Source organism: Microvirga sp. KLBC 81 (genome assembly GCF_003075415.1).
Lineage (GTDB): Bacteria > Pseudomonadota > Alphaproteobacteria > Rhizobiales > Beijerinckiaceae > Microvirga.
This window is the reverse complement of sequence record NZ_QDAH01000066.1, coordinates 1-25,050: the sequence shown is the minus strand read 5'-3', so window position 1 is coordinate 25,050 and position 25,050 is coordinate 1. Positions and strand designations below refer to the sequence as shown.

The following is a 25,050-nucleotide window of genomic DNA, read 5'->3' as shown; positions in this document are numbered from 1 at the left end:
ACCTCCAAAAAGTCAGCCTTGAATCTGATTTGCGTCCTCTTGGGAATCCCCTGCCTTAAATCGTCACTACAGCCTAGAGAGATACCAGCAGGAGGCTCATGACAATCAAGGCCCCCACGGAGGCGACAAAGCGGATGGCCGCTTGGGTGAGCTTGGCTCCGAGCATGAGATCGAAGTCATGGGCTGCGACATCGGTCTGACGCATGGCAAATACCTTCAGGACGGACTTGGTGGGGGCAATGGAAGTTCGCCGCTATGAGCAGCGCTGATGCGGGCGTCATATCGTCGATCGGCAGCGTAATGTCTGTACCCGGAAAGACACAGAGCCCTCTACAGTTCTGACCGTCGTGTTCCGTCGGTTGCTTGCCCTACAAGCCTAGAGTGAGCGGATCAGCGAACTCCTCTGGCTTCCTCCTATCGTGACTGAAGAACACCATGCTGCCGATCAGGACGAACAGGAACGGCATCACCATCGTCGAGCAAGCTCTCCGACGAGGTCTTGTCAGCACTTTATGCGCGACGGATCCCGGCGGCAGCAAGCCTCGCCTCCCTGGCCCTGATGTGCTCACGGTGGGCCGTGTAGAGGCCGCTCCCCGCGATAACGATCCCGCCGACGAGGGTCATGGCCCCCGGGACGGTGCCGAAGACGGCGAAGCCGAGCAGCCCGGCGAACAGGAGCTGGACGTAGGAGAACGGGGCAACGGTGGACGCTGCGGCCTTGCGGTAGGCCAGGATGATGAGCCAGTGGCCCAGGGTCGAGCAGGCGCCCATCAGGACGGCCAGGCCGATCTCGCCCGCGGTGGGGGTGCGCCAGTTGAACGGCACGAAGGCCGTCAGGACGATCAGCCCAATCACGGCTGACCACGCCAAGGTCGCCTCGGGCTTTTCAGAGCTCATCAGGCGGGTGGCGATGGCGGCCACGGCCCAGGCGAGCGCCGCACCGATCGGCAGCAGGGCGGCCATCTGGAAGGCCGAGCCGCCGGGCTGGACGACGAGCATCACGCCAAGGAAGCCCGCCGCCGCCGCGGCCCAGCGCCGGATGCCCACCTTCTCTCCGAGAAGGGGAATCGAGAGGGCGGTGATGAAAATCGGCGAGATGAAGTTGATCGCTGTCGCCTCGGCCACCTGGAGATGTCCCAGCCCGAGGATGAAGAGGACGGCTGAACCGGCCACGGCCAGCGCCCGGATAATCTGGAGGCGCAGGCGCGGCGTGTGCATCGCCTTCGCGCCGCGTGCGGCGAAGACGGTCGGAACGACCACCAGGCAGAAAACGACGTAGCGCAGCCAAGTGACTTCGATCGCGGGGAGCGTGCCCGTCAGGAACTTCGCGGTGACATCACCCATGGCGAAGAAGACGGTCGCCAGGACGGCCAGGCCGATGGCGGCGAAGGTCGCGTCCTGGGCAGGAGCGGCGCCCCTCGCGGTCGGGATCGCGGGACCCCGTTCAGCGATGGATGGACAATCCGCTGTCGCGGAGACGGAGGGAGGAGGGCTCATGTGTGCTTGGGCGATCTCGGCGAGAGCATGGGGCTTCACGCGCTCTATTGAACCAGCACGATCGTCCGACACTGCTGAATCTTGCGTGAATTGGGCTCCTATCCTTTCGCGGGGCACCCCCGCGCCGGACGCATGGAAGTCACGCCGCGGCTGCAGCGCCCGGTGCCTGCTTGGTGCTTATACCAAGACGCAACTGGCGCCAGCGCTGGCGAAAGGCGATGTAGCACTCCCGGCATCGGAGCCGGGAGTGCTTTGATGCAGAGAATTCAGGCGGCGGACCGGTTCCGCCTGGGCTGAGCCATAATGGTCTGGGTCGCCTCTCGGGCAATCTGAGTCGAAAGTTGCGCGAGATGCTGGCTGTTCCGGATCATGCGCTCAGCGTTCTGGCGCACGAGAGCACTCTGGAGGCTCACGAAGTCCGGCATCGACCGGCAGGCCAGAAGATCATTCATCCCATCCAGGTTCTCCAGCAGGCGCTGCTGACTGAGGCTGAACCATTCCAGCGCGATCGTGCCGGTCCCACGAGCCAGGATCCTGTTGGAACGGGTGACGGCCTGAAGGTACTGGGACGCATGATCCAGCAAGTTTAGCGTCTCCTGGCCCTGACGCCGAGAGATCTCAGGTGAATCATCGACAGGCTCGGAGGCTGTAGGCAGGCTGGCCTGGGCCGTCTCTTGGATCTCCTGCTCCACGTCTCGGACGGCCTCGGGCGCAGCCTCAACCGCGGCTAGCAGGGTGCCGTCTGTGCGCTGGGCACGTTTGGCCTTCCGGCGCCGCGCCGGAGGCTGTTCATTGGCGGCGCGCGTGGCCTCAGCCTCGGCGATCTCCTCCTCGACCTTCTCGACCACGGCCTCGACCTCGTCCTCGTTCAGGACCTTCAGTACCACCGGCAGCAACTCGTTCTTGTCGTTGCGGATGTGCTGCTGAAACACCCTCCTCAGCTCCTCGACCTTCGCGAGGAACGCATCGCTGTCCTTCGGCGTGCCCCCGAGTTCGTCCAGCAGGGCCCTGGTCTGCCGGTTGTCATCGCGCGCGCCACGAATGAGTTCGGCAGTCTCCGGGTGGTTCTCCAGCACCGGAAAGAGATGCTGCTCCTGCAGGTTGGCAAGAAGGTCCAGCTCCTGTCTCAGATGCTGGAAGAGTTGCTCGCGCATTTCGACGGCGGTGTTGGGAGTGTCGAGAAGCTGAGAGAAGAGTTCGTTTGCCTTATCGGGCGGGGTTTGGCCAATGGTACGGTTGGTCGTCATTATTCCTCGCAAAAATCGCGGAGGATCCGGTATCGTCTACCGCACAGGACCTGCGGCGACGGGACCTAGATCTCTCCGTATGGTGAAAGAACGCAGAACAGATACATGGAACTTGCAGGCTAGCTTCGTGGACGTGAGAATACGGCAGAGCACCGCTGCGTCCACAAGGCGCCACTAAGCATATCGCAGTGCAGCATGGCGCGCCAGCCACCTGGGTTGTTAGCCTAACAATTGCGGCATCACGGCGAACGCCACGATTGTGCATTGCACAATCGTGATTGACATTAGTTGTGCAATGCACAATAAAAAGCAGCCGAAGTTTGAGCGGCTCAACCTCTCAGAGGGCACACGCCCGTTTTGGAGACCTCCCATGCACCAGCAGTTCGATGCCGTTCAGAAGCTCGGCGAAGACAGTTTTGACGCAACCGTGAAGGCTTTTGAGGCCGCCTCTGCCGGCACGAAGGCAATCATTGCCGAGACGGCTGATTACGCCAAGAAGTCGTATGAGCAGAGTGCCGCCACCTTCGAGAAGCTCGTCGGTGTCAAGTCGCTCGACAAAGCGATTGAAGTGCAAACCGACTACGTGAAGAGCGCCTATGAAGGCTTCATCGCCCAGTCGACGAAGACCCGTGATCTCTATGCCAAATTGGCTCAGGACAGCTTTGCGCCGTTCGGAGCCCTCTACTCTGCCGCAGGTGCCGCCTTCTCTCCGGCGAAGACTCCGACCCGCGCCAAGTAACGACAGGCTTCCTTATCGAGCCAGAGCGCCCGGCCATGCTGCCGGGCGTTTTGCTGTCCGGCGGAGCTCTCGACCATGCGCCCTTCGGGATACTGCTTACTTAGGCCATGTACTGGCCGCCGTTGATGGTGAGAGTCGAGCCGGTCACGAAGCCGGCCTCGTCGCTGGCAAGGAACAGCACGCCGCGCGCGATCTCCTCGGCCTCGCCGAGGCGGCCGACCGGAATGAGCGGCAGGATCTTCGACTTCAGCACCTCTTCCGGCACGGCCCTCACCATCTCGGTGGCGATGTAGCCGGGGGCGATCACGTTCACCGTGATGCCCTTGTTCGCATTCTCCTGCGCGAGCGCCTTGGCAAAGCCGATCACGCCGGCTTTGGCGGCGGAATAGTTCGCCTGGCCCATCTGGCCCTTCTGGCCGTTGACGGACGAGATGACGATGATGCGCCCGAAGCCGCGCTCGCGCATGCCCTCGATCACGGGACGCGTGCAGGTGAACATGGAATCGAGATGGTTCTGCCGCAAACTCGCTTTTTGTTTGATGGATTGCTGTTGGTGCGACCGTGGTTAGAATGCAGCCATCCTGTGTACTTGCGCTCAGAGATTTAATAGGTGCCGGAGCTTCTCTAAACGCTCCATAGCTATAATGCCGTCCGTGATCGTCGGTGCTGCGGAATCCTCGCCCCGAAATAGCTTCACCGTATCAGTCAGCAATGCGTGATAACCCTTGTGGTCTTCATTGGCTGCTGCGGTGAAATTGGGCTTCCATGTCAGCGTATCGACATCGTCATTCAACGTCGCCGCGAGATCATCGGTTTTGAACGGAGGATTTCGGTTCCACCGGACCTCGATGACGTCATCAACTTCTAGCCGCTGATGATCACCCATCAGTTCGATCCGCTCGACCGGAGTGCCGCGCGACTGGATCGTTCCCATGGCGATGGTGCCAATGGCACCACACTCGAAGCCGAAATCCACGTGGAAGAGGATCCGCCCAGGAGCCGCCTCGACCTTGCGGGCATTCATTTCGCGCACGGGCGAGACGAAGAACGACACTAGATCCATGTAATGGACGCAGTGGTGCAGGAAGAAGCCCGAATAATCGACATTTCCAGCGAAGTAGGTCGGGGCCGTCATGTAATAGCCGGTGAGACCGAGAACCCGTCCGAAGCGGCCGGACGCGATAATATTGTGTGCGATCCTGTTGCCGATCGAATAACGCTTCATAAATCCAAGCACCAGCGGCTTGCTGCTGCGTTCGGAGGCTCTCAAGAGTTCGCGTGCCCCCTCTGCCGTCGGTGATGGCGGTTTTTCCATGAAGACGGGAAGGCCGCGCTCGAGAGCAGCCTTGCCGAATGCGAGGTGCTGGTCTGGGCCGACGGCCATGCCGACCATATCGATGCCAGGGCTGTTGATCAGCTCATAGGCATTCGACACGAGGCTCTTCACGCCGAACTGTCGGCCTGCCTGGGCTAGCCGCGTTCCGTCGACATCGCATAGAGCGGCGACCTCGACGTCGTGACGCATGAGCTGAGGGAGCAGCATTTGGGTTGCGTGAGTGCCGCAACCGATCCAGCCAACTTTGAGGGTCATCGCCGATATCTCGTCAGGTTCAGGTGGGACTTTAGAAACGATACGCTGCTGGAGAGCCGTTCGCTCTCATCCTCGTGCGGCGGACGCCATTGAGCAAAGGGCACGCCGAAGCGGTCGTCGTTGCGGCGGAAGGGCTCGAGCGATATCGGCCCTTGATAGCCGACGTCATGGAGCGCGCGACAGACCTCGACCCAATCAGTGGATCCGGTGCCCAAGAAGCCGCGATGGTTCTCATTTGCCTGGAAGTGGATGGTGCGTGAGCCGGCAAGACGGATAGCCTCCGGAATCGAGGCCTCTTCCATATGCATGTGGAACGTGTCGAGCATCAGTCCCACCGCCGGGCAGTCGACCGCATCGAGGAGTTCGATCGCCTGCTGCGTCGTGCACAGCACATCGCTTTCAAAGCGATTGAGCGGCTCAACAGCGAACTTGATGCCGACAGCGGCCGCATGATCACCTGCCTTCTGGAGACCGGTCACGCAGCGCTCCTTACGGGCAAGCCTCTCGCCCTCGTCGACCGGTGCGGGTGGGCGGCCTGCGAAAACCAGTGGGTTGCCAGTCAGAGGGCCGCCGACAATCCCGGCGCCCAAGGCCACCGCGCAATCGGCGGCATAGCGCAGATAGTCAATTCCTGCTTGGTGAGCCGTGCGATCGTCACTTGCCAAGTTGCGTTGCAAATTAACCCGCGCGGCGAGAACCACGCCGAGATCGGCATCATCGAGGGCGTGCCGTGCGGCGTTCAGATCGATCTCGCCTGGCTCGGGCACGAGAAGCTCGACGAAGTCGAAACTAAGTGATTTCATTCGCCCAAAGAGCGGAAAATGCTCGGCCGTAAACGGTCGGGCGTATTGCATGGATATAAGACCGATAGGATTCATGATCGTCCTTGCTTTGAATTCGTGGTCTCGGATCAGCCTTTGACGGCGCCTTGGGTGAGCCCGCCGATCAGACGGCGCTGGGCAATGAGGAACAGGATGGTGGCCGGCAGAGCGCCCACTACTCCGCCCGCGGAGAGGAGCCCCCACTCGATCTGATATTCGCCAATCAGGGTCTGGATCGCGACAGTGACCGTGCGGACGTTCCGCCCACCCAGTGTGAGAGCGTAGAGATACTCATTCCAGGCGGTAATGAAGATGTAGATCCCGGTCGAGATGATGCCCGGCATGGCAAGAGGCAGGATAACCCGCTTGAGCGCCTGCATACGGCTGCAGCCATCGGTCATTGCCGCCTCGTCGAGGCTCTTCGGGATCGCGTTGATGTAACTCGTCAGCATCCAGACCGAGAACGGAATAGCCACTGTCGCATTGGCGATGATGAGGGCCGCATGGGTGTCGAGGAGACCGAAGCGACGCATCATTACGAAAAGCGGTAGAATCAGCAGAACCACCGGGAACATGTTGACCAGCAGGAACTGCATCATCAGGACCCGGCGACCGGCGAACCGGAACCGGGAGAAGGCATAGGCCGCGGTGACCGAGACAAAGAGGCCAAGTGCGGTTGTCCCGGCCGCCACGATGAGACTGTGGCCCATGTTCCCGAGGAACGAGGTGCGGGAGACAAGACGCACGTAGTTCTCGAAAGACCAGTTGGCCGGGCTGATGGCGACGCCCAGGGCAGCGAGCCTGCCCTGCGGCGTGAAGGACGTCATGAGCATCCACATGAAGGGGCCGACGGCCAGCAGAACGACGCCGAGCGCGGGAAGATCCGTCGTCAGGATGCGGCGCGTTAAGGTTGGCTTGCCGATCATCGCTCCACCTCCCGCGACGTGCGCGCAATGTAGATGGCTACAACGACGCCCAGCAGCAGTGTGAACATCACCGCGATGGTGGTGCCATAGCCGAAGTCGAGATTTTGCCGCGCCTTGATGAAGGCATAGAGCGGCAACGTCTGGGTCGCGTAGCCGGGCCCGCCGCCGGTCATCACGAAGATCACGTCGATTGAGTTCGCAACCCAGATGATGCGCAGGAGACCAGCGGTCGCCAAGACGCCTGCGATACCAGGCAATGTCACGTGGCGGAACTGCCTCCATGCGCTCGCGCCGTCAATGGATGCGGCCTCGTAGCGGCTCTTGGGGATACCCTGGAGGCCTGCGAGGATCATGACCGCGAAGAACGGGAAGCCCTGCCAAGTGAGGGTCACGACGACGGCATAAAGAGCCTTGTCCGGGTCGGCGAGCCACGGAATGGCGGACTGAATGATTGATAGGCGCAGCAGGATCTCGTTCAGGACGCCTGTATTGGCGTCATAGATCCAGCGCCACATGAGCGCGATCACGACGCTGGGCAGAGCCCATGGGATGATCACCAAAGCCCGGGCGAGGCCCCGCCAGGGAAATTCCCGATTGAGGATCAGCGCCGCGATCAGTCCGAGCCCCATCTGCAGCGGGACCGTGAGGCCGATCCAGATGGCCGTATGTTTGAGGGTAATCCAGAAAACGGGATCCAGGACAAGTTTGATGTAGTTGTCCAAGCCCACGAAGCGGGCCGCATTGGGCCTGAAGAGCACAAATGCGTACAGGCTCGTGACGACGGCCTCGATCATCGGCAGGAAGACGATCACGACGGTCACGACGACGGCCGGCGTCAGCAGACCGTAGGGCAGCAGGCGGTTGCGCCACGTGCGCGTCGGCGCCGCCTGATCCGGCAAGGCTGCGGATAAGGACATGGTCAAATCTCTTGTCACAACAGAGCAGGCTGCGCCCTGATGGGCGCAGCCTGAGCGATAACTTTACTGGGAAGCGAGGAGAGCCTCGATTTCCTTCATCATCTGCTCGGAGCTGATCTGACCGGTCAGCGCCCGCTGCATGGTGGTCGGCAACACGGTGTTCACGAAATCAGCCGTGGCCGGCGTCTGGGGCAGGACCGAGGCGAAGGGCAGAGAAGCGACAGTCGCATCGACAAAGCGCTGCTCGTGCAGCTTCCAGTTTTTCGACCCGCTCTTTGTGACGGTTAGCTGGCCCGTCGCCTGATTGAAGAGAACGTTGTTCTCGCCCTCGGCAAGAAACGAAATCCACTTCCATGCAGCGTCTTTCACATTGGAGGACGAAAAGATCGCCAGGGATTCGTCACCGTAGGACGTCCAGGCTTTATTGCCGCAGCGGGGAACAGGAGCTGCCGACACCTTGTCGCCAAGTGCTTTCACCACGTCGGCCGACGACCCGATATGGTGAATGGTCATAGCCGTCTTGCCGCTCTTGAAAGCGCCAAGGATTTCTTGGAATCCGTCGTTCGGGGCGGACGGCGGGAAGACCTTATGTACTCGATGGAGGTCGATGAGCCACTGATTGGCCGCGATCGCTTCAGGCGTCGTGAGGCCACCCTTCTCGAACTTTGCGCCCTTCGAGAAGACGAACGTGCCCCACTGGTCCCAGCCACCCTTGCCACCGCGGAATCCAAAGCCGTATTGATCGGGCGCCTTGGTGAGGGTCTTTGCCGCGTGCAGGAACTCCTCGCAGGTCTTCGGAGGCTCGAGTCCGGCGGACTTGAACAGGTCGGGACGGTAATAGAGGTAGAGGACCACGTACTGGATCGGCAGATAATACTGCTCGCCGTCCGGTCCCTTGTTGAGGTTGAGCAGGTTATTGAGAAGATCCGCCTTACCGGCCCATTTCTCGATCCGGTCGCCGATCGGCTCCAGCGCCCCCATTTCCACGAGCCGCGGCTGAGCAAAGAGCTTCACCATCGCGGCATCAGGCGCGTTTCCGCCGACAACGGCCGTATAGAGATTGTCGTAGTAGCTGTTCCAGGGAACATTCTCGGCCTCGATCTTGATGCCGGGATTCTGTGCCTGGAACTTCTCGACGAGCTTCGACATCGGATTGTCCGGATTGTCGAAGTGATACCAGAAACGCACCGTTTCGGCCTGCGCGCTGCCTGCGAGTGCCAAGCCAGCTGCAAGACCGCAGGCAGCTAGAAACTTCTTCATTAGCTTCTTCATGGTTTCCTCCGTTTCAGTCGTCTGTGATTTATCCGTTGGTCTTCGCCAACTTTCGCGCGGCTGCCCCTGCCGCGACCAGGGCTTCTCGCGCCGCCTGAAGCGACACCGTCATCTGCAGAAATCCGTGCACGACGCCCGGAACGACACTCACAGGATCGTCCCGCCCCAGATCGCGCAAGCGTCGCCCGAGGGCCAAGGTGTCGGAGAGAAGTGGATCAATCCCGGCCGCCTGAAGCCATAGCGGTGGCAGCGCCCGAAGCTCAGAGTCCGACGCCTCCAAGGGGCAAATAAGCGGATCGTGCCGAGCCTCGTCGCTGGGAACATACCACTCCCAATACCGCCTCATCTTCGCGGTGGTCAGGCCTGGTCCATCGGCAAAGCGCACATGGGACGGCGAAGTGTGATCGGCGGAGTAGACGCCGTAGAAAAGAAGGGCTCCCTGAGGAAGCGCACGTCCCAGCCGATGCTCGTGGATCATCGCAGCGAGCGCCAGATTGGCACCGGCGGAATCGCCTGACACCAGGAGCGGCCCGGACCCGAGCCCGAAGGAGGACGGCTCAGACTGCAGTGCACGCAGGGATGCCACCACATCCATAAGGCCTGCAGGATAGGGATGCTCGGGCGCGAGCCGGTAATCTGGCACGACGACCGCCATGCCCGTTTCAATGGCCAGAAGACGGGCGCATCGTTCATGGGTTTCCGGGCTGCAGAAAGCGAATCCGCCGCCGTGCACGAAAAGAAGGATGCCCGCACTGCGCTCTTCTGGAACGAGCACGCGCGTGCGGCACTCCGCCGATCCCAGATCGAGATTGGCAGGAATGCGGTGTTCACGAATTTCCGCCATGACCGGAAGATCGACATTCCAGCGCTGATTGCCTTTTGCCGCCGCTGCGCGCCCCTCTGCCGCTGGTAACAGGGTCGGATCGATCTGGGGTCCGTCCTCCTCAGCCACGCGTTGCATGAGTTCGGCCATGCTGGGCAGCAGATCGGTGGAAAGGTCTTCAGGGCGCTCGCGCATCATTGTTCTCCGTCCGTGAAAACCTGAGGGCCGAGATCCACGATGGTGGCGATGTGATGCGCCAGCGCCTGCGCGGCGGTAGCCGCATCCGAGCGCTCGACTGCCTCAACAATCGAGAGGTGGCGCCTGGCGGTGGCCAGCAGATCGCGCCCTTCCTTGAACTGGGAAATCTTGAAGCGATGATTGTGGACGAGGCACCGGTGCAGGATTGGCTCGAGGGCCGGAAGGTTGGCGTCGCGCAGCAGACGACGATGGAAGTCCCGGTCGTGCTCGGCGAGCTTGTACTCGTCATCTGCGAGAGCAGCCTCTTCCATCGCGTCGATGAGCCTCTTGAGATCGGCAACGAGCGTCCGGCTCGGCCGCTGTAGGGCCCGGACGACCCCGCGGCATTCAATGGACTGGCGAAGCCGGAACATCTCGACGGCCTCGTCCGCCGTACAATCGGCGACCCGGGTGCCACGATGGCCCTGCCGGATGACGAGCCCCTCCTCCTGCAGCTGGAGGAGCGCCTCTCGGACCGGCCCCTGGCTGCACCCGAAGGCGCCTGCGAGTTCGAGCTCGACCAGGGGCTCGCCCGCCGGGAGCCTGCCCAACATGATCTCCCGCTTCACGGCCTCATAGACCTCACCCGATTTCGCCGGGCGAGGTGCAGAAGGCTGGTAGATCCGCTGGAGATTAAGGCCGGACATCATCGATCTTGCTGCTGTTGCTTTCTATTATGAATATCATTATCAATAATGGTAATCAACAGGGATCCCAAGGTCTAACGGAGGAAACGAGAATGGCCCAGATCAGGCTCGAGAGACTCAGGAAAAGCTACGGGAGCGTCGAGGTGATCCCCGGCATTGATCTCACCATCGGCGACGGCGAGTTCCTGGTGCTGGTGGGCCCGTCCGGCTGCGGCAAATCAACCCTCCTGCGGATGATTGCCGGTCTTGAGGAAATCAGCTCGGGCACGCTGCGCATTGGCGACACCACCGTGAACGACCTTCCCCCGGCCGAGCGCAATATTGCCATGGTGTTTCAGGACTATGCGCTCTACCCGCACATGAGCGTGAGCGATAACATGGCCTTCGGGCTCAAGATGCGGAATGCGCCTGCCGCGCAGATCAACGAGCGCGTCGCCAAGGCTGCGGAAACCCTCAAGATCACGCCCTATCTCAAGCGACTGCCGGGACAGCTCTCTGGTGGACAGCGCCAGCGCGTCGCCATGGGGCGGGCAATCGTCCGCGAGCCTGAGGCGTTCCTCTTCGACGAGCCTTTGTCCAACCTGGATGCGGCGCTTCGGGTGGAGATGCGCCTTGAGATGGCGAAGCTGCATCGCCGCATGCGTGCCACGACCGTCTACGTGACCCACGACCAAGTCGAGGCGATGACGCTTGCTGACCGGATCGTTGTCATGAATGCAGGGCGTGTGGAACAAGTCGGCCGGCCGCTCGATCTCTATCACCGTCCGCAGACGCTATTCGTTGCGCGCTTCATCGGCAGTCCGACCATGAACACGTTCAATTTGCGGGCTGAGAAACGATCTGGTGTCCTCGGGGTGCGGCTCCAGACAGACAGTGTCATCGAGGTTCCGGCGCCGTCACTTCAGCCCTCCGGAGATGGAGCGCCCATTATCGTGGGCATTCGCCCCGAAGACTTGGGCGTTTGCGATCCCAGCGAGGCCTGGCTCACGGGTGAGACCGTGGTCGTCGAGCGGCTAGGTGGTCAGACCTACGCCTATCTCGACGTCGGAGGTGACCGACTCCTTACCGTAGAACTGCCGCGGTCGAGTGAGGTGATGCCGGGCACCGTTCTATCCGTGGCGGGTCAGGCCGACGCCATCCACGTCTTTGCTGAAAATGGCGGACGCCTGAACTGAGGTCCTGCAACTTTCATCCGAAGCAGCTTCAGCACCATCTGGAACCCGGTCAATGCCTCTTCCCATCATGCAGTTCGGAACGAGCCGTTTCCTTCAGGCGCACGTTGATCTTTTTGTCGGGGAGGCGCTCTCTCGTGGTGACGCCGTTGGGAAGATCGTGGTCGTGCAAACGACCAACTCACCTGAAAGCAGCCGCCGGGTCAAAGCTCTGAATACACACCAAAGCTATCCCGTTCTGGTCAGAGGGCTCGACCGCGGTCAGCCGATCGAACGGCGCGTGGATGTGGAGAGTATCGGGCGTGCTCTCCAAGCACAGAGTGACTGGGCGGAGATCGAGCGGCTGTTCGTCGAGGATGTCCACTACGTCGTTTCGAACACCGGAGACCGAGGATATCTCCTCGATCCCGATGATCGCCTTGGACATGAGGTCCCCCGCAGCTTCCCGGCCAAGATCGCGAAGCTCTTGCATCGGCGATGGGAGCGCGCCGGCACAGGGGTGACATTCCTCCCCTGTGAACTGACGAGCCGGAACGGGGATGCCCTACGAGACATCGTGATCCAAATTGCTCAGGATTGGGGACTGGAAACAGCCTTTGTGACATGGCTCCGAGGCGAGTGTATGTGGGTCAACTCTCTTGTGGACCGCATTGTATCAGAGGCGCTCGACCCGATTGGCGCCGTTGCAGAGCCATACGCTTTATGGGCCATCCAGGATCAGCCGGGACTGCAGTTCCCGTGCAAGCATCCTGACATCAAGATCGTTGCGGACCTTCGGCCCTATGAGTGGCTAAAGCTCTATATTCTTAACCTGGGACATACGTTTCTTGCCGATCGATGGCTCAAGCAGAGCCGCCCAGCGGGCGAAACAGTTCGCGAGGCTCTTCAAGACCCTGAGCTATTGTCCGGGCTGTTGACAGTCTATGAGCAGGAGGTGTTGCCCGTTTTCGCAGCTATCGGCATGGCCAACGAGGCGACCGCGTATAAGGACACTGTGCTCGACCGCTTTGCGAACCCTTTCCTTGACCACCGCCTCTCCGATATTGCGTCCAACCATGATGAGAAGAAGCAGAGAAGAATCGGCGGATTGCTTCAGCTTGCCAGCGACAACAATTTGAACCTGCCGACGCCGCAACTGATGGAGTGCTTGAAGTCGTATCCTCAGAGGGTTTAGGCAAGCACCCATGAAACAAACCCGCCTTATGGCGGATTGTTTTCAGACCTGACGCGCCTGAGTACGGGCACTGGAAAGATTAATCGTCGCCAGAGCGCCCAGGATGCCGATTGCGGCCATGACGTCTGCCGGCATCGTGAACACGAGCAGGTAGGCGAGCGTCGGCGTGGCCCCGAGCGCGCAGCTGAAGAACTTTCTGGCATAGCCGTAGATCTTCTCGCGGAGCATGGCGCTTGGCAATTGCCAGTCTAAAGTGCCGTCAGCGTCCTGCTCGAGAATGATCGAGATGACGAGAATGAAGCCGATGCCGACTGCAACGAACAGCATCATAAAAGTGGATGTGCCAAACATCGTGTAGCCGAAGAATACCCAGACGAAGGGATCTGTCGCAAATTCAGACTTGAGCTGAAGAGGGAGAAAGAGCCTCGTTGAGCGTTCACATGGCGAGAAGCTTGAGCTGACCAGCGAGCGATATTGATGCGTTGCGGCATACTTCGGCTGTCGTTTCCGCATCATGTGAGCCATCTCAATCCCGCTCAGCACCGCGCGGGCGCTGTTCACTGACTTGAACCGAAGCATGAGGCGGACCCGCCTTTTGATGACACGGTGATCCTGCTCAGTTCAACTGTTGAGATAACGGCTCTGCCGGATGCGAATGGGCTTCAGATCACGCCGCGATCTGTTCCGGAGCCGGTCTACGCTATTGCAGGATAGGATCGCCTCGTGGTTCGTTGGGCTGCCGTCGATCACAATTCGCTCGGGCCAGCCATGGCGCTTGAGAGCTTTGGCCAGGAACCGTTTGGCCGCAGTCGGATTGCGCCGTTCGCTAAACCAGAACTCGACCGTGTTACAGTTGTTGTCGATGGCGCGGTAAAGATACATTCAGCGGCCCCGCACCTTGATGCAAGTCTCGTCCATGTGCCACTTGCCAGTAACGTTCCTCTTGCGCCGATTGAATTGCTCCAGCAGGACCGGCGTATAGTGGACGGTCCAACGGTGGGTCATGGCGTGGCCAACGGAGATGCCGCGCTCATCCATCATCTGCCCAAGATTCCGCAGGCTGAGATTATAGGCGAGATACCATCGCACGCAGAGCAGGATCCCCGAGCGGTCGAAATGGCGGCCTTTGAACATCTCGCTTCACTCTCCCTCGCCTTGCAATCCATAGGCCCGCGATAGGACAGAAAGAGTTGCGACAGAACCGACGATGATGCCGCGCTCCAGCAGCATCTCCTCGACAAGCCGAAGGCTCAGGAGAAACCGGACGTACAGCCAAAGGCATGGGCGACGATCTGGGGCGGGAAACGATGGCGCTTGTAGCTGATGGGGTTGATCATGCCGCCGGTCTTAATCTCTGGAGGCCGTGACCAAGAGGTACCGTGACAGCACCAATCTTTGCGAGGCATCGCTTTTTATCTCAACGTATTGTCGCAGACAGACCTGATCGGCAAAAGATCTTAAGACGCCTCTGTGGCAGTATGATTGATCTCTCCCAACTGCCTGCTTCTCGCACGTTTGGGTTCGCTGCGAATTTAGCTCCAGATAGCCGCCTGCTACAGGACAGAAAGCTCCAGAACCTCGGCACAGGATTGTCGGACCGGTGCCGGTCGGACCGGTGCCGAGTTGTGAATGTCTGGTCTGGGTCAGACTTGGAAGGTCCCTGCCTTCTTGAACGTCCGCTTACCGCTCGCAAGCTGACAGGAGCGCAATTTCGGAGGCGTGCCAGAAGGCGACGCTTCTCGTTTCTTCCTTCGATCGTTCGAGCTTCTACGGATTGCCTCTCACTGAAGGGTGTTCCTAGGCCAGGGATAATGGCCAAGCGAGAGGTTTGCTCGTGCCACGGATTAGGTCGCAAGGATAATCACACCAAAGTCCCCGACCCGCTGAAACCCGAGAGCCTCGTAGGAGCGTCGGGCCGCAGGATTCTCGGTGAAAAGCACCGCTCGCGTCATGCCCTCCTGTTCGGCCACTCGGAGCGCTCCGGCCACAACCCAGCGGGCATAGCCACGCCCGCGCAGCGCGGGCGGAGTCCAGACGCCTCCAATCTGCACATTGTCGCGGACCCGCGCATTGTGCGTGCACAGAGAGACAGGGGTGCCATCCACCTCCAACAGGAAGGCTTCTCCACGCTCAACGTGTCCCTCAATCGTCCGGGCCGCGAACGCTCGCGTCGAGTCCTCCTCAGGTAAGCCGGTACACTCGACCTCGTAGCCGAAGCGCCAGTCCCGCAGCAGATCAAGATCGCGCTCCTCCGCGCGGCGACACGAGACAGCGCATGACCCGAGAGGCTTAGGAACGATAAGACCCGAAATGCTCAGAGCAAACAGGTCCTCGGGCGATCGCCGTCGCACAGCAGGGGCGCCCAGCCCAACATGCGCCGCCTCCACCTGCGGCCAAGGCCCACCCAGGGCAACGAGAGGCCGTCCGGTTGCTTCAGCAGCCATTCTCACAAGAGCAACGGCGCCCTCTGGTGCTTGCAGGTACATGTTCCCGTTCCAGGAGTGCATGGCAACGCCAACAACCTGCCCATCCTTCAGGGCGATCGCATAGGTGCCCTGAAGCGGCTTGCCCTCGTCGACAAGGCCGCCCAGCACCAGAAACGAGCGCAGGAACAGAGAGCTGTCAGCATGCTGGGTCAGGAATGCTTCTATCAGGCCCTCATCGCCAGGTTGCGCGAGGCGAACCGTAGTGTCGTCCATTTCCCTTCCTCCTCCAAGGCTATTCAGGTTTTTCGAGAATCGTCTGACTTCGCTCCAGCCTGTGTTTCACACCGGCGGGTTTGCGGCTAGCTAGAGCGCGATCATGACCTCTGCTTCAACTTCGACAGGAAAGTTGAGCGGGAGGCCCACAACAACAGCCGAACGGGCATGCCGTCCTATCTCGGGGCCAAAGACATCAAGGATCAGTTCCGAGAAGCCGTTGATAACGGCAGAGGGTTTATTAAGGCTTGGCACGCAGTTGATCGTGCCGAACACGCGGCACCAGCCTGTGATCCGGTCGAGATCCCCAATTCGCACTGCAAGCTGCCGAGGATGGACAGGCCCATCTTTCTGGCGACCTCCCGCCCTTGCTCGACGGAGATGCTATCTTCTACAGAACCGAAGGGGCCGGATGGGCTGTCATCCGCCTCTCAAGGGCTGTGTCCTGATACGAAGGCGCGGTCGCCCCGCACGTTCACCCAAGGGAACGGCAAGACCAATCTCGGGGGCCCCTTCAGGGGCTCAGGCAAGACCGGTCCGAGTTCCTTGAGCCTTGCTCCAATCCTCGACATCCAGCTCTCCCTCGTGCACAGGATGAGCTTGAGGTTAGCTGTTCTCGCGCGGATGAGTATTGGTGCATGAGAGGTACGAATTGCCACGGATAATTCTACAATGGCGAGGAACCTAGGAATGTCGCGTTCGGGTTGAACCAGGAAATCCCCTGCCCTCGCTGAACGTCCGCTCACTGCTGCATTTCTGAAGTTCGACTTACTTCTGCTTCGCGCCACGAGCTGACATTGGTGCTAGAGCCTCGGACGTGAAAAGTGGATTTGCACTTTTGGGATTGATCCGATGCTTCCTCTTTCAAGCCAAGCATCGTTGGATGCGAACCGAAGGTTCGCGTCAGCGACCCGAAGGGCCACGTCAGTGAAAACCAGGTCCACTTTTAAGCACGAGGCGCTAGTCTGAGCGCAGTCCCCCCTCTCGTCCTAGCGCAGGATCATCGGGCAGACTGGTGAGCGGTTCTGCTCATGCGCAGCTGTGTGGCTCACGGCGTATTCAGGTTGCCTCGACGCCGTTTTCCCACGCGGCGGGTACGGGCGCGCTCACGTCGCACACGAGCCCGCTGGGCTCGTACGTGATGTGGACCTCACCCGCGAGTTCCAGTGCCAGGCTGCGTTCGATCAGGCGCGATCCGAACCCCTTTTGGGCTGGCGGTGACACTGGCGGTCCGCCGTGCTCCTGCCAGCGCAAGGCGAGCTGCGGCGGATCACCGGGCCTGACTGTCCATGTGATCGCCACTCGCCCCATTGGAGCAGAGAGCGCGCCGTACTTGGCGGCATTGGTTGCTAGCTCATGAAGCGCTAGGGTCAGTGCCAGCGCCACCCTTGGCGTCAATCGCAACTCTGGCCCGCCGATCTCGAAGCGTTGGCGCTGGTAGGGTGCAAGAACCTGAGCGACGACAGCCGCTATTCCGGCCCCGTCCCAATTCTCGCGTGTGAGCAGGTCGTGGGCTCTGGACAGAGCTTGAAGGCGGGCTTCAAAAATCTCGCGCGCCCTGCTGTCCAACAGGCCGCTGCGGAAGCTCTGCCGAGCGATGGCCTGCACCGTCGCCAGCGTATTCTTCACCCGATGGTTCAGTTCATGCACCAGAGTCTGTTGGAGGCGCTCGGCTCGCTTGCGATCGGTGATGTCACGCGCGATCTTCGAGGCACCGACGATCTCGCCTTGAGCGTCCTTGACCGGCGAGATCGTCAGCGATATCTCGACCGGACTGCCGTCCTTGCGCTGGCGAACGGTCTCGAAATGATCAACGCGCTCGCCTCGGCGGAGCCGTTCAAGGATCCTCGGCTCCTCGTCCTGCCGGTCCTCGGGGATCAGGACGGTGATCGGCCGTCCGACCACCTCCTCGGCCCGGTAGCCAAAGAGCAGTTCCGCTCCCTGTTCCAGCTTGTGATGATGCCGTCGAGGTTCTTGCTGATGATGGCATCATCCGACGACTCGATGATCGCAGCAAGCCACCGCTCAACCTCATCGGCCTGCTTGCGTTCGGTGATGTCAACCACGGCACCGGCAAATCGCAATGGCTTCCCGGCTTCGTCGTAGATGCACTCGCCGCGCGCTTCGATCCAGTGGACCGAACCGTCCTGGCGCAGGAGGCGGTACTCTTGAACGTATTTCTCGCCTGTTGCGATGACTCGATTGACCGCATTGCCGATCCGGTCCCGGTCGCCGGGATGGATACCGGCGAAGTAGTCGGCAATCGGCGTGCCCCGCTCGCCCTTCTCGGGATCGACGGAGAACATCATCGCGAACCTCGCGTCCGAGTAGAACGTGTCGGACGGGATGTGCCAATCGAAGGTACCGATCATCCCCGACGCGCCGAGGGCATAGGATAGGCGCTCCTGGGTTCTCGCCAGCACCCGTTGAGCCAGGACACGCTCCGTCGTCTCACTGGCGATGCACAGGACGCCCGCCACCGCGTCTGTCTCGTCGCGCACCACAGAGTAGGAGATGTCGAAGTACACGTCTTCAGGAGTGCCGTACCGTTCAATGGAGAAGGGCCGATCCTTGGCGGAGACCGTCTCGCCTGTGCGGAGGACGCTCTGGAGCAACGGTTCAAGGTCGTCCCAGAGTTCACTCCAGTTCTCCCACGCTGGGCGTCCGAGCGCCCTCGGATGCTTGTCGCCGATGGTTGGCGCATAGGCGTCGTTGTACATCGCGATAAATTCCGCCCCCCAGAACAACACGATCTGCGCCTTCGCGGGCAGCATGAGACTGACGGCGGATTTGAGACTCTGCGGCCAGTCGGAGATCGGCCCCAAGCTGGTCTTCGACCAGTCGTACGCGCCGATGAGCGCGCCCATTTCGCCGCCACCGAGGAAGGCAGGGTCAAGCGGAGGTGACTTCTTGTCCATCGCGTTCGTTCTTGTTCTGCCGGTGATGGCTGGGCTCCACTCGGCGATCCTGTTCAGCTAGAGCATCGTGCGGAAAAGTGGATCCGGTTTTCCGGTTCACCGGTGCTCTCATTCAAGGAGAAAGCATCGGATTGGTCCCAAAAGTGCAAATCCACTTTTGGGTCCGATGCTGTAGCAGGCGCAGAGGGGCCCGGACCACCTCGCTGGCACTGCGGTAATGGCCGGTGGCGATCTTCTCGTCGATGAGCGCGGTCAGTTCCGCCGTGAGCGATACGCTATGAACGAACTTGGCGGGCACGGGAGAGTGATCCTGTGGAGGTCGTAAAAGTTCGTACCCTTATAGGGCCGACCGCAGGAGGAACAAGTATGAACCTGGCCGCCCCTATCTCTGCGCCGGTTCATATTCATCGTCTCGTGGAGGACCTTGGAGTCTTCAAAGTCGCCGGTTCAGAGGCCACCGCCATGCGGTTGGTCTTGCCCAACAAAAGTACGATTTGCGGGTAGGCTGCTCGCCTTAGAAATCTCCTCTGCCCGACAAGAAGAAAAGGTAAGTAGATGGAATTGTCTGTTGGCGATAAGGTGCGAGTGTATTTTTATCCTCCCAAGACTACGCGCAGTTTCGTTGAAGGCATCATCGACCGCAACGAGATCAATACTTTTCGCGGTCTGGGCTTCTCGCTCCAAACGACCCGAGAAGTCATCCTGGGACACGAGATCTCAACCCCTCGGAGCCTGCCTTACATCATCTCCTACGTGAAGGAAGACGATTTCGAGGGTCGGATCGAAGTCTTGGAGCCCGCCGTCCGACCCGCGGCAGAGCCGGTGATTGCGGCGTCCAGAGCCGAAATAGATCACGTGCCCCAGACAGAGCCCGACGAAACCGCCAAAGAACTCAGTCCCTCACTTGAGACGCAGGTTGAGGCGGAAGTCGAACCAGAGTCCCAGAAGCGGGGCTGGAGACGGCTGTTCTATCGGGCGGCCTGACGAACGCCGATCCGCGCGAGCCGACGTATAGCCAAGGACATTCATTTCCTTGAGAAGATGCCGATGGTCTGCAACGGGTCAAGTCAGGAAATCCGCTGCCCTTCATGAACGTCCAGTGTTCCCTTCTTGAGCAGACATTCAGGTTACTTCAACTCAGTGCCAGTTGCTGACCCTAAGCGGCATGGTTCTGTTGCAAATCCTGAAGCGGGTTAATCGAACACTAGAGCATTGTGCGGAACCGGAGGTCCGCGTCAGCGAAAAGTGGACCCGGTTTTCTGCTTTCAACGATGCTCTGCTTGAAAACGGAAGCACCGGATCAAACGATTGGGAACCCGATCGTCCTCACAGCCATGTCGGTGCCGCCCTCACGATCGGGTGTGGTACAATGGTCTTTGAAGCAGCCGATCCGGGAGGTGCGTGATGATCCGAGCCTCGTGTCATACGGCCGACAACGCCCTTGTGCTTGAGTTCGATGCAACGCCGTGGTTTCGCCAGGCCGAGTCCCAGAGCATCCTGCACCTAGCGGCGCAGGGCTGGTCCAGCGTCTGGATTGCCGATGCCCTTGAGACCCGCCCTGGCTACGAAGGGCTGCACCGGCTGGTCGAATATGCCGCCACTCGGCTTCGAGACGAGTCGCTGGAGGATCCCACCTGGGCAGCGCTCGACTGCATTGTCGACCCGTCTGATGCCCAACGATGGCTGGCCGAGAACCGGCCGGAGATCGCAGCCAAGCTTTAACGCGGATAAACGGCGCCACGCGCTCCTAGAGCATGGTGCGGAAAACCGGATCCACTTTTCGCTGACGCGGACCTCCGGTTCCGCAGGATGCTCTAGCCCGAGGCATGATTCTCGCGACGAACTGAAGACGAGGAACACCGTTCTCCTGACGGGTCTAACTTCTCTTGGAGGTAACCATGGCAGGACACGAGCAGCTGAACCAGGATACCGGCTTGGAGAACCTGAGCATCAACAGCAGCCGACGCAGTGGTGTGAAAGAAGATGGGGCCGGCAATCCGGCCCACGAGAGCGCCAAACACGATCCAAGCGAGAGAGCCAAGGTGCCGGATCAGCAGATTCCGGTCGAGCAGTCGCCGGGGATCGACGACACGGAAGCTCACCCGACCTGATCAGGCTCTTGCCACTGCAAGCAGGAAACAGACAGGAGGTCGAGATTGCTTATGCCCAGTCCGGCTCTTTCGTTGCACTCCCTTTTTGCCTGATACGCCCTTTGGCTCTTGGATTAAATTGCCATGAGGCCACCGTATTCCTCGCTCATAGGAGGCAAGGGATGGCAGTTCCCCAGGCCGTCGGCTTCCATAGTCGCTCGCGAGGAGTCGCTTGGACCGGTGCTGCGGTCCTTGTAGGGTCTGTTTTCCTTGCAATCGCTCTTCTGGCAGCCATCTGACTGGGCTGTTGAAGGAGGTGTCAGGCTTCAAGCCGCTGCTCCTGGCACACGGCACGGCTCTGCTCGCGTTCGATGCGCGACAGAGCGATCTCGATGTTGCGGGGCAAGGGTTGTTTGATCACCTCGGCATAGAGGGAGCGCATGTCATGCGCAATTCGACGCAAGAGTTCCGCGTCGGGAACACTCGGATGCCGCTTGCCAATGCCGATCTCGCTCTCCATCGCCGCCTCCCAACGCGCTGCGTCTCCCGATTGGACGCAGCGATTCGGCTAAGAAAGAGGCGGTTAGGCAATTGTTAACCATAATCTTCTTTGCCTGTTGATTGCGGGCGCAACTCGTTGTCTGCACCTTATTGGCGCTTGCTGAATCAGGGCCACAACCGGAGCCCAACTCAGTCACACCCGATTATGTGCGGACACCCTATAAGGCGGACCTAAAGCATCGGACCCGAAAGTGGACTTGCACTTTTGAGATCGATCCGTTGCTCTCTTTCTCAAGCAGCGCATCGTGCGGAAAACCGGGTCCACTTTTCGCTGGCGTGGCCCTTTGGGTCGCTGACGCGGACTCCGGTTCCGCACGAGGCGCTAGATACGTGCTAGATACGTCGAGCATCTTGGGAGCCGTAGTCTTCGTGGGGGATGTCACGGTAACGTTTGGGCAGTGGATCATAGTTTGAGCGCCGGAATATGACCGGTTCCGTCAGTTTTAAGCGCCACCGCTCCCCATCTCAAATATCGCCCATGCCGTCTGTCTCTTTTTCGGATTTCCTCTGAGCCTGCGGCTGATCGACGTCAACAAGGTAGGAAGTTCTGCCGGCTCCACAGGTTAATGTGACATCCCCAGGCGACGTCCCGCAGGCCGGCCTGCCCTTGCTATAGAAGTGCGAGCCTTTAGGATGACTCCAAGCGCCGCTCACAGGCGTAGGAAACGCTCAATTCTCATGCCCGTATCGCCGAACGCCTCAGCCGTTTCGCTCCTCAGCGTCGCCATCACCTTCGGGCCAAAGGTGGGTGGCTACACAGCCGTTCAGAACATTGACCTTACAGCATCCCCAGGAGAATTTATTGCCATTGTCGGGCCGACCGGCTGCGGTAAATCCACCCTGCTCAATGCATCCGCGGGGCTGCTCAAGCCATCCCATGGCAAAGTCGAGATCTTCGGTACGCCTCTGCATGGCCTCAACAGCCGGGCCGGCTATCTCTTTCAGCAGGACGCGCTGATGCCCTGGAAAACGGCCCTTCAGAACGTGGCCGTGGCCCTTGAACCCCAGGGTGTTGCCCGCAAGGAGGCCGAGGTGAAGGCCCGCGAATGGCTGCGACGTGTCGGGCTCGCCACCTTTGTCGACCGCTACCCGCATATGCTTTCGGGCGGCCAGCGAAAACGGGTTGCCTTGGCACAGATGTTGATCCGTGATCCCGAGATCCTCCTGATGGACGAGCCTTTCGGCCCGCTTGATGCCCAGACTCGACAGATCATGGGCAACTTGCTGCTGGACCTCTGGGCTGCCAATCGCAAGGCCGTTCTCTTCGTCACGCACGATCTCGAAGAGGCGATTGCCCTTGCCGACCGGGTGGTGGTCATGTCGGCCGGTCCCGCCGCCCGTATTATCGGAGAGTTTCCCGTGCCGCTGCCACGCCCACGCGACATCGCCGAGGTGCGGCTCGAGCCGGCCTTCCATCACATTCACAAGGAGATCTGGGCGAGTCTTCGCACCGAGGTGCAGAAGGCCTATGCACAGGGAGAGGGAGCCTCCCCATGAACCGCTTGAAGTTGATCCTGCTCCAAGTTGCCGTGGGTCTCGGCTTCTTGTTGCTCTGGCACGTCTTGACCAACTACCCTATCCTTGCGCCAACGCGGCAGACGCAGTTTTTCTTCTCGACACCTCTCGACGTGCTGGCGAGGGTTTGGAAGGAATTTGCTTCCGGCGAGATATGGCGGCATCTCTGGATCACGCTCTTGGAGACCATCCTTGCCTTCGCCTTCGGGGCCGGCGGCGGGATCCTGTTCGGCTTCCTGTTCGCCCGCCGCGAGCTGCTCGCCGCCGTGTTCGACCCCTATATCAAGGCGGCGAACGCCCTGCCACGCGTGGTGCTCGCGCCGATCTTCGCCCTCTGGTTCGGCCTAGGGATATGGTCGAAGGTGGCCCTCGGCTTCACCCTGGTCTTCTTCATCGTCTTCTTCAACGTGTATCAGGGCGTGCGCGAGGTGAGCCCGGTCGTGCTGGCCAATGCCAGGATGCTCGGCATGAACGAGCGTCAGCTTCTGCGGCACGTCTACTGGCCGGCGGCGCTGACGTGGATGTTCTCGTCCCTGCACACCTCCGTAGGGTTCGCCCTTGTCGGTGCAGTGGTGGGTGAGTATCTCGGCTCGTCCGCAGGGCTCGGCTACAAAATCCATGAGGCGGAGAGCGTGTTTGACGTCACTGGCGTCTTCGCGGGCATGGTGATCCTATCAATCTTCGTTATTCTCATCGATCTCGTGGTAACCCTTATCGAGAGGCGCCTCCTGGTCTGGCGCCCTGCCCCATCGACAAACGGGCAAGGTTAGGCAATCCTTCCATCCACAATCTGCATTCAAGCAGGGAGAACTTGGATGGAACGCCGTACATTTCTCATCGGAACGGGCGCGGTTGCTCTGGCTGCCGGACTGAACCGCAACGCTTTTGCACAGGCGAAGCCTGAGAAGAGCAAGGTCACTCTAGGCGTGGGCGGCAAGCCGCTGCTCTATTACCTCCCACTGACGATCGCGGAGCGGAAAGGGTTCTTCAAGGACGAAGGCCTCGAGGTGGAGATCAACGATTTTGGTGGCGGCGCCAAGTCGCTCCAAGCCCTCATCGGCGGCTCCGTCGACATCGTCACCGGGGCCTATGAACATACCATTCGCATGCAGGCCAAAGGTCAGGATGTTCGCGCCATCACCGAACTTGGGCGCTTTCCAGCCATCGTGATCGCGGCGAAGAAGGACAAGGCCGGGCAGATCAAATCCGCGGCCGATTTCAAGGGCCTCAAGATCGGCGTGACGGCACCGGGCTCCTCCACCGCACTCACGGCTCAGTACGCCATGGTGAAGGCGGGATTGAAGCCTAACGATGCGGCCTTCATCGGTGTCGGGTCCGGTGCGAGCGCTGTAGCCGCCATGCAGAAGGGCGAGATCGATGTGATCTCACACCTCGACCCGGTAATTTCCAAGCTCGAATCGGAAGGGGACATCTCGATCCTGATCGATACGCGCACAGAGGCTGGAACGCGGGCGCTCTTCGGCGGGTCGAACCCGGCGGCGACGCTCTATACGAAAAAGGACTTTATCGACGCCAACCCGGTGACGACCCAGCGCCTCGTGAACGCCTTCATGAAGTCGCTCAAATGGCTCCAGACGGCAAAGCCGGAGGATGTCGCCGAAACAGTGCCGCCAGAATATCATCTCGGTGATCGCCCGCTTTACCTCAAAGCCGTACAGAATTCTCTTGAGAGCTATTCTCGTGATGGCATCGTATCGCCCGATGGCATGAAGAGCGTTATGGATATGCTGAAGCAGCTCGACCCCGAGCTGAAAGATGCCAAAATTGATCTCTCCGCAACCTTTGACGATCGCTTCGTGAAGAAGGCGGCTAGCTAGCCTCGAGGCTGGGAAGGTCCACCTGGCCATATTGAAGTGCAGAGGCTTGCCGGCATTGTTACAATGCGGGCAAGCCGCAACTCTGTGGCCAATTCATTGCACCTTCGAGTTCCTCAGGTGCTCACAAGGCGATTTTGATCGCCATGCCCGATACGGCGGCCCAACCTACCACAACTCCGCCCGTTCTGGTCGGCTGAACCATCAAATCCGGCCCAGGAGCATGCTCCGGAAGGTCGCCTCGGATCGAATGCGAAATTCTCTGCCCTTCAGGAAGGTCCGCTTACCACTCGAGGCTGTGTGGAAACAGGCTGATTTGGTAGACTTGCTCTCCGACGTGGGAGGCCAAGATGACGCGCTTCATCGAGG

At 60.3% G+C, this 25,050-nt stretch carries 25 protein-coding genes and 3 pseudogenes; 9 read left to right on the top strand and 19 right to left on the bottom strand.

Features of this window, described 5'->3' with window-relative positions; translation table 11 throughout:
* Window positions 1–73 precede the first annotated feature (73 nt).
* From DC522_RS36975 to DC522_RS25925, 3 genes are all read right to left on the bottom strand, one after another.
* A complete protein-coding gene (locus DC522_RS36975; RefSeq protein WP_256369914.1) occupies window positions 74–205 on the bottom strand; it encodes a hypothetical protein in 132 nt (43 codons plus the stop codon).
* Window positions 206–510: 305 nt separating this feature from the next.
* On the bottom strand, window positions 511–1,569 hold the full coding sequence (locus tag DC522_RS25930; RefSeq protein WP_245444535.1) for a DMT family transporter: 1,059 nt from the start codon (window positions 1,567–1,569) through the stop codon (window positions 511–513).
* A gap of 194 nt (window positions 1,570–1,763) precedes the next feature.
* On the bottom strand, window positions 1,764–2,744 hold the full coding sequence (locus DC522_RS25925) for a phasin family protein (protein WP_116531468.1): 981 nt from the start codon (window positions 2,742–2,744) through the stop codon (window positions 1,764–1,766).
* Window positions 2,745–3,114: 370 nt separating this feature from the next.
* Between DC522_RS25925 and DC522_RS25920 the strand changes: the two genes are divergently transcribed.
* Window positions 3,115–3,483: a phasin family protein gene (locus DC522_RS25920; RefSeq protein WP_116531467.1), complete on the top strand. Its 369-nt coding sequence runs from the start codon at window positions 3,115–3,117 to the stop codon at window positions 3,481–3,483.
* Window positions 3,484–3,583: 100 nt separating this feature from the next.
* Here the strand turns inward: DC522_RS25920 and DC522_RS25915 are convergent.
* From DC522_RS25915 to DC522_RS25880, 8 genes and pseudogenes are all read right to left on the bottom strand, one after another.
* Window positions 3,584–3,991 (bottom strand): annotated as a pseudogene (locus DC522_RS25915) (SDR family oxidoreductase); the annotation flags it as partial.
* 87 nt (window positions 3,992–4,078) lie between these two features.
* Window positions 4,079–5,074 (bottom strand): Gfo/Idh/MocA family protein, encoded by a 996-nt coding sequence (locus DC522_RS25910; protein ID WP_116531466.1) that lies wholly within the window; start codon window positions 5,072–5,074, stop codon window positions 4,079–4,081.
* Window positions 5,071–5,952: a sugar phosphate isomerase/epimerase gene (locus DC522_RS25905; RefSeq protein WP_116531465.1), complete on the bottom strand. Its 882-nt coding sequence runs from the start codon at window positions 5,950–5,952 to the stop codon at window positions 5,071–5,073. Before DC522_RS25905 ends, DC522_RS25910 begins: the two co-directional genes overlap by 4 nt.
* 32 nt (window positions 5,953–5,984) lie before the next feature.
* Window positions 5,985–6,821: a carbohydrate ABC transporter permease gene (locus tag DC522_RS25900; protein WP_165820314.1), complete on the bottom strand. Its 837-nt coding sequence runs from the start codon at window positions 6,819–6,821 to the stop codon at window positions 5,985–5,987.
* Entirely contained in the window at window positions 6,818–7,738 is a 921-nt protein-coding gene (locus DC522_RS25895; protein ID WP_116531464.1) for a carbohydrate ABC transporter permease, read from the bottom strand. The genes DC522_RS25900 and DC522_RS25895 overlap by 4 nt, the downstream gene beginning before the upstream one ends.
* A gap of 63 nt (window positions 7,739–7,801) precedes the next feature.
* Window positions 7,802–9,010 (bottom strand): sugar ABC transporter substrate-binding protein, encoded by a 1,209-nt coding sequence (locus DC522_RS25890; protein ID WP_245444531.1) that lies wholly within the window; start codon window positions 9,008–9,010, stop codon window positions 7,802–7,804.
* Between the two features lie 28 nt (window positions 9,011–9,038).
* Window positions 9,039–10,031, bottom strand: coding sequence for an alpha/beta hydrolase (locus DC522_RS25885; RefSeq protein ID WP_245444529.1), 993 nt, complete (start codon window positions 10,029–10,031; stop codon window positions 9,039–9,041).
* The gene (locus tag DC522_RS25880) at window positions 10,028–10,720 is read right to left on the bottom strand and encodes a GntR family transcriptional regulator (RefSeq protein ID WP_245444527.1); all 693 of its coding nucleotides are present in this window, start codon (window positions 10,718–10,720) and stop codon (window positions 10,028–10,030) included. The genes DC522_RS25885 and DC522_RS25880 overlap by 4 nt, the downstream gene beginning before the upstream one ends.
* Before the next feature lie 89 nt (window positions 10,721–10,809).
* Between DC522_RS25880 and DC522_RS25875 the strand changes: the two genes are divergently transcribed.
* The gene (locus DC522_RS25875; protein ID WP_116531460.1) at window positions 10,810–11,892 is read left to right on the top strand and encodes an ABC transporter ATP-binding protein; all 1,083 of its coding nucleotides are present in this window, start codon (window positions 10,810–10,812) and stop codon (window positions 11,890–11,892) included.
* A gap of 52 nt (window positions 11,893–11,944) precedes the next feature.
* Window positions 11,945–13,063: a mannitol dehydrogenase family protein gene (locus DC522_RS25870; protein WP_116531459.1), complete on the top strand. Its 1,119-nt coding sequence runs from the start codon at window positions 11,945–11,947 to the stop codon at window positions 13,061–13,063.
* Between the two features lie 436 nt (window positions 13,064–13,499).
* Here DC522_RS25870 and DC522_RS25865 read toward each other — a convergent pair.
* The 7 genes and pseudogenes from DC522_RS25865 to DC522_RS25835 form a co-directional block, all read right to left on the bottom strand.
* Window positions 13,500–14,197: pseudogene (locus DC522_RS25865) on the bottom strand (IS6 family transposase).
* A gap of 72 nt (window positions 14,198–14,269) precedes the next feature.
* Window positions 14,270–14,400, bottom strand: a pseudogene (locus tag DC522_RS37445) (IS6 family transposase); the annotation flags it as partial.
* A 507-nt stretch (window positions 14,401–14,907) separates the two neighbouring features.
* Window positions 14,908–15,762 (bottom strand): GNAT family N-acetyltransferase, encoded by an 855-nt coding sequence (locus DC522_RS25855; RefSeq protein WP_116531458.1) that lies wholly within the window; start codon window positions 15,760–15,762, stop codon window positions 14,908–14,910.
* A 90-nt stretch (window positions 15,763–15,852) separates the two neighbouring features.
* Window positions 15,853–16,080, bottom strand: a complete 228-nt coding sequence (locus DC522_RS36260) for a RidA family protein (RefSeq protein WP_245444526.1) — start codon at window positions 16,078–16,080, stop codon at window positions 15,853–15,855.
* A gap of 741 nt (window positions 16,081–16,821) precedes the next feature.
* Window positions 16,822–17,667 carry a sensor histidine kinase gene (locus tag DC522_RS25845; RefSeq protein WP_165820313.1) on the bottom strand — a complete coding sequence of 282 codons (846 nt, stop codon included), beginning with the start codon at window positions 17,665–17,667 and terminating at the stop codon, window positions 16,822–16,824.
* Window positions 17,640–18,680 (bottom strand): PAS domain S-box protein, encoded by a 1,041-nt coding sequence (locus tag DC522_RS25840; protein WP_245444524.1) that lies wholly within the window; start codon window positions 18,678–18,680, stop codon window positions 17,640–17,642. The genes DC522_RS25845 and DC522_RS25840 overlap by 28 nt, the downstream gene beginning before the upstream one ends.
* A 112-nt stretch (window positions 18,681–18,792) precedes the next feature.
* The gene (locus DC522_RS25835; protein ID WP_116531456.1) at window positions 18,793–18,978 is read right to left on the bottom strand and encodes a type II toxin-antitoxin system ParD family antitoxin; all 186 of its coding nucleotides are present in this window, start codon (window positions 18,976–18,978) and stop codon (window positions 18,793–18,795) included.
* Between the two features lie 287 nt (window positions 18,979–19,265).
* Here DC522_RS25835 and DC522_RS25830 point away from each other — a divergent pair, with 287 nt between their 5' ends.
* From DC522_RS25830 to DC522_RS25820, 3 genes are all read left to right on the top strand, one after another.
* Window positions 19,266–19,664, top strand: a complete 399-nt coding sequence (locus DC522_RS25830) for a hypothetical protein (RefSeq protein WP_133239372.1) — start codon at window positions 19,266–19,268, stop codon at window positions 19,662–19,664.
* 420 nt (window positions 19,665–20,084) lie between these two features.
* Entirely contained in the window at window positions 20,085–20,402 is a 318-nt protein-coding gene (locus DC522_RS25825; RefSeq protein WP_116531454.1) for a hypothetical protein, read from the top strand.
* A 176-nt stretch (window positions 20,403–20,578) separates the two neighbouring features.
* Window positions 20,579–20,791, top strand: coding sequence for a hypothetical protein (locus tag DC522_RS25820; RefSeq protein ID WP_116531453.1), 213 nt, complete (start codon window positions 20,579–20,581; stop codon window positions 20,789–20,791).
* A gap of 298 nt (window positions 20,792–21,089) precedes the next feature.
* Here DC522_RS25820 and DC522_RS25815 read toward each other — a convergent pair whose 3' ends face one another.
* The gene (locus DC522_RS25815) at window positions 21,090–21,290 is read right to left on the bottom strand and encodes a hypothetical protein (RefSeq protein WP_116531452.1); all 201 of its coding nucleotides are present in this window, start codon (window positions 21,288–21,290) and stop codon (window positions 21,090–21,092) included.
* Window positions 21,291–22,009: 719 nt separating this feature from the next.
* Between DC522_RS25815 and DC522_RS25810 the strand changes: the two genes are divergently transcribed.
* The 3 genes from DC522_RS25810 to DC522_RS25800 are packed head-to-tail and all read left to right on the top strand — an operon-like array spanning window position 22,010 to window position 24,684.
* Complete coding sequence (locus tag DC522_RS25810) at window positions 22,010–22,828, top strand: ABC transporter ATP-binding protein (RefSeq protein ID WP_205769767.1); 819 nt, start codon at window positions 22,010–22,012, stop codon at window positions 22,826–22,828.
* On the top strand, window positions 22,825–23,616 hold the full coding sequence (locus tag DC522_RS25805) for an ABC transporter permease (protein WP_116531450.1): 792 nt from the start codon (window positions 22,825–22,827) through the stop codon (window positions 23,614–23,616). The genes DC522_RS25810 and DC522_RS25805 overlap by 4 nt, the downstream gene beginning before the upstream one ends.
* Before the next feature lie 45 nt (window positions 23,617–23,661).
* Window positions 23,662–24,684 (top strand): ABC transporter substrate-binding protein, encoded by a 1,023-nt coding sequence (locus DC522_RS25800; protein WP_116531449.1) that lies wholly within the window; start codon window positions 23,662–23,664, stop codon window positions 24,682–24,684.
* Window positions 24,685–25,050 lie beyond the last annotated feature (366 nt).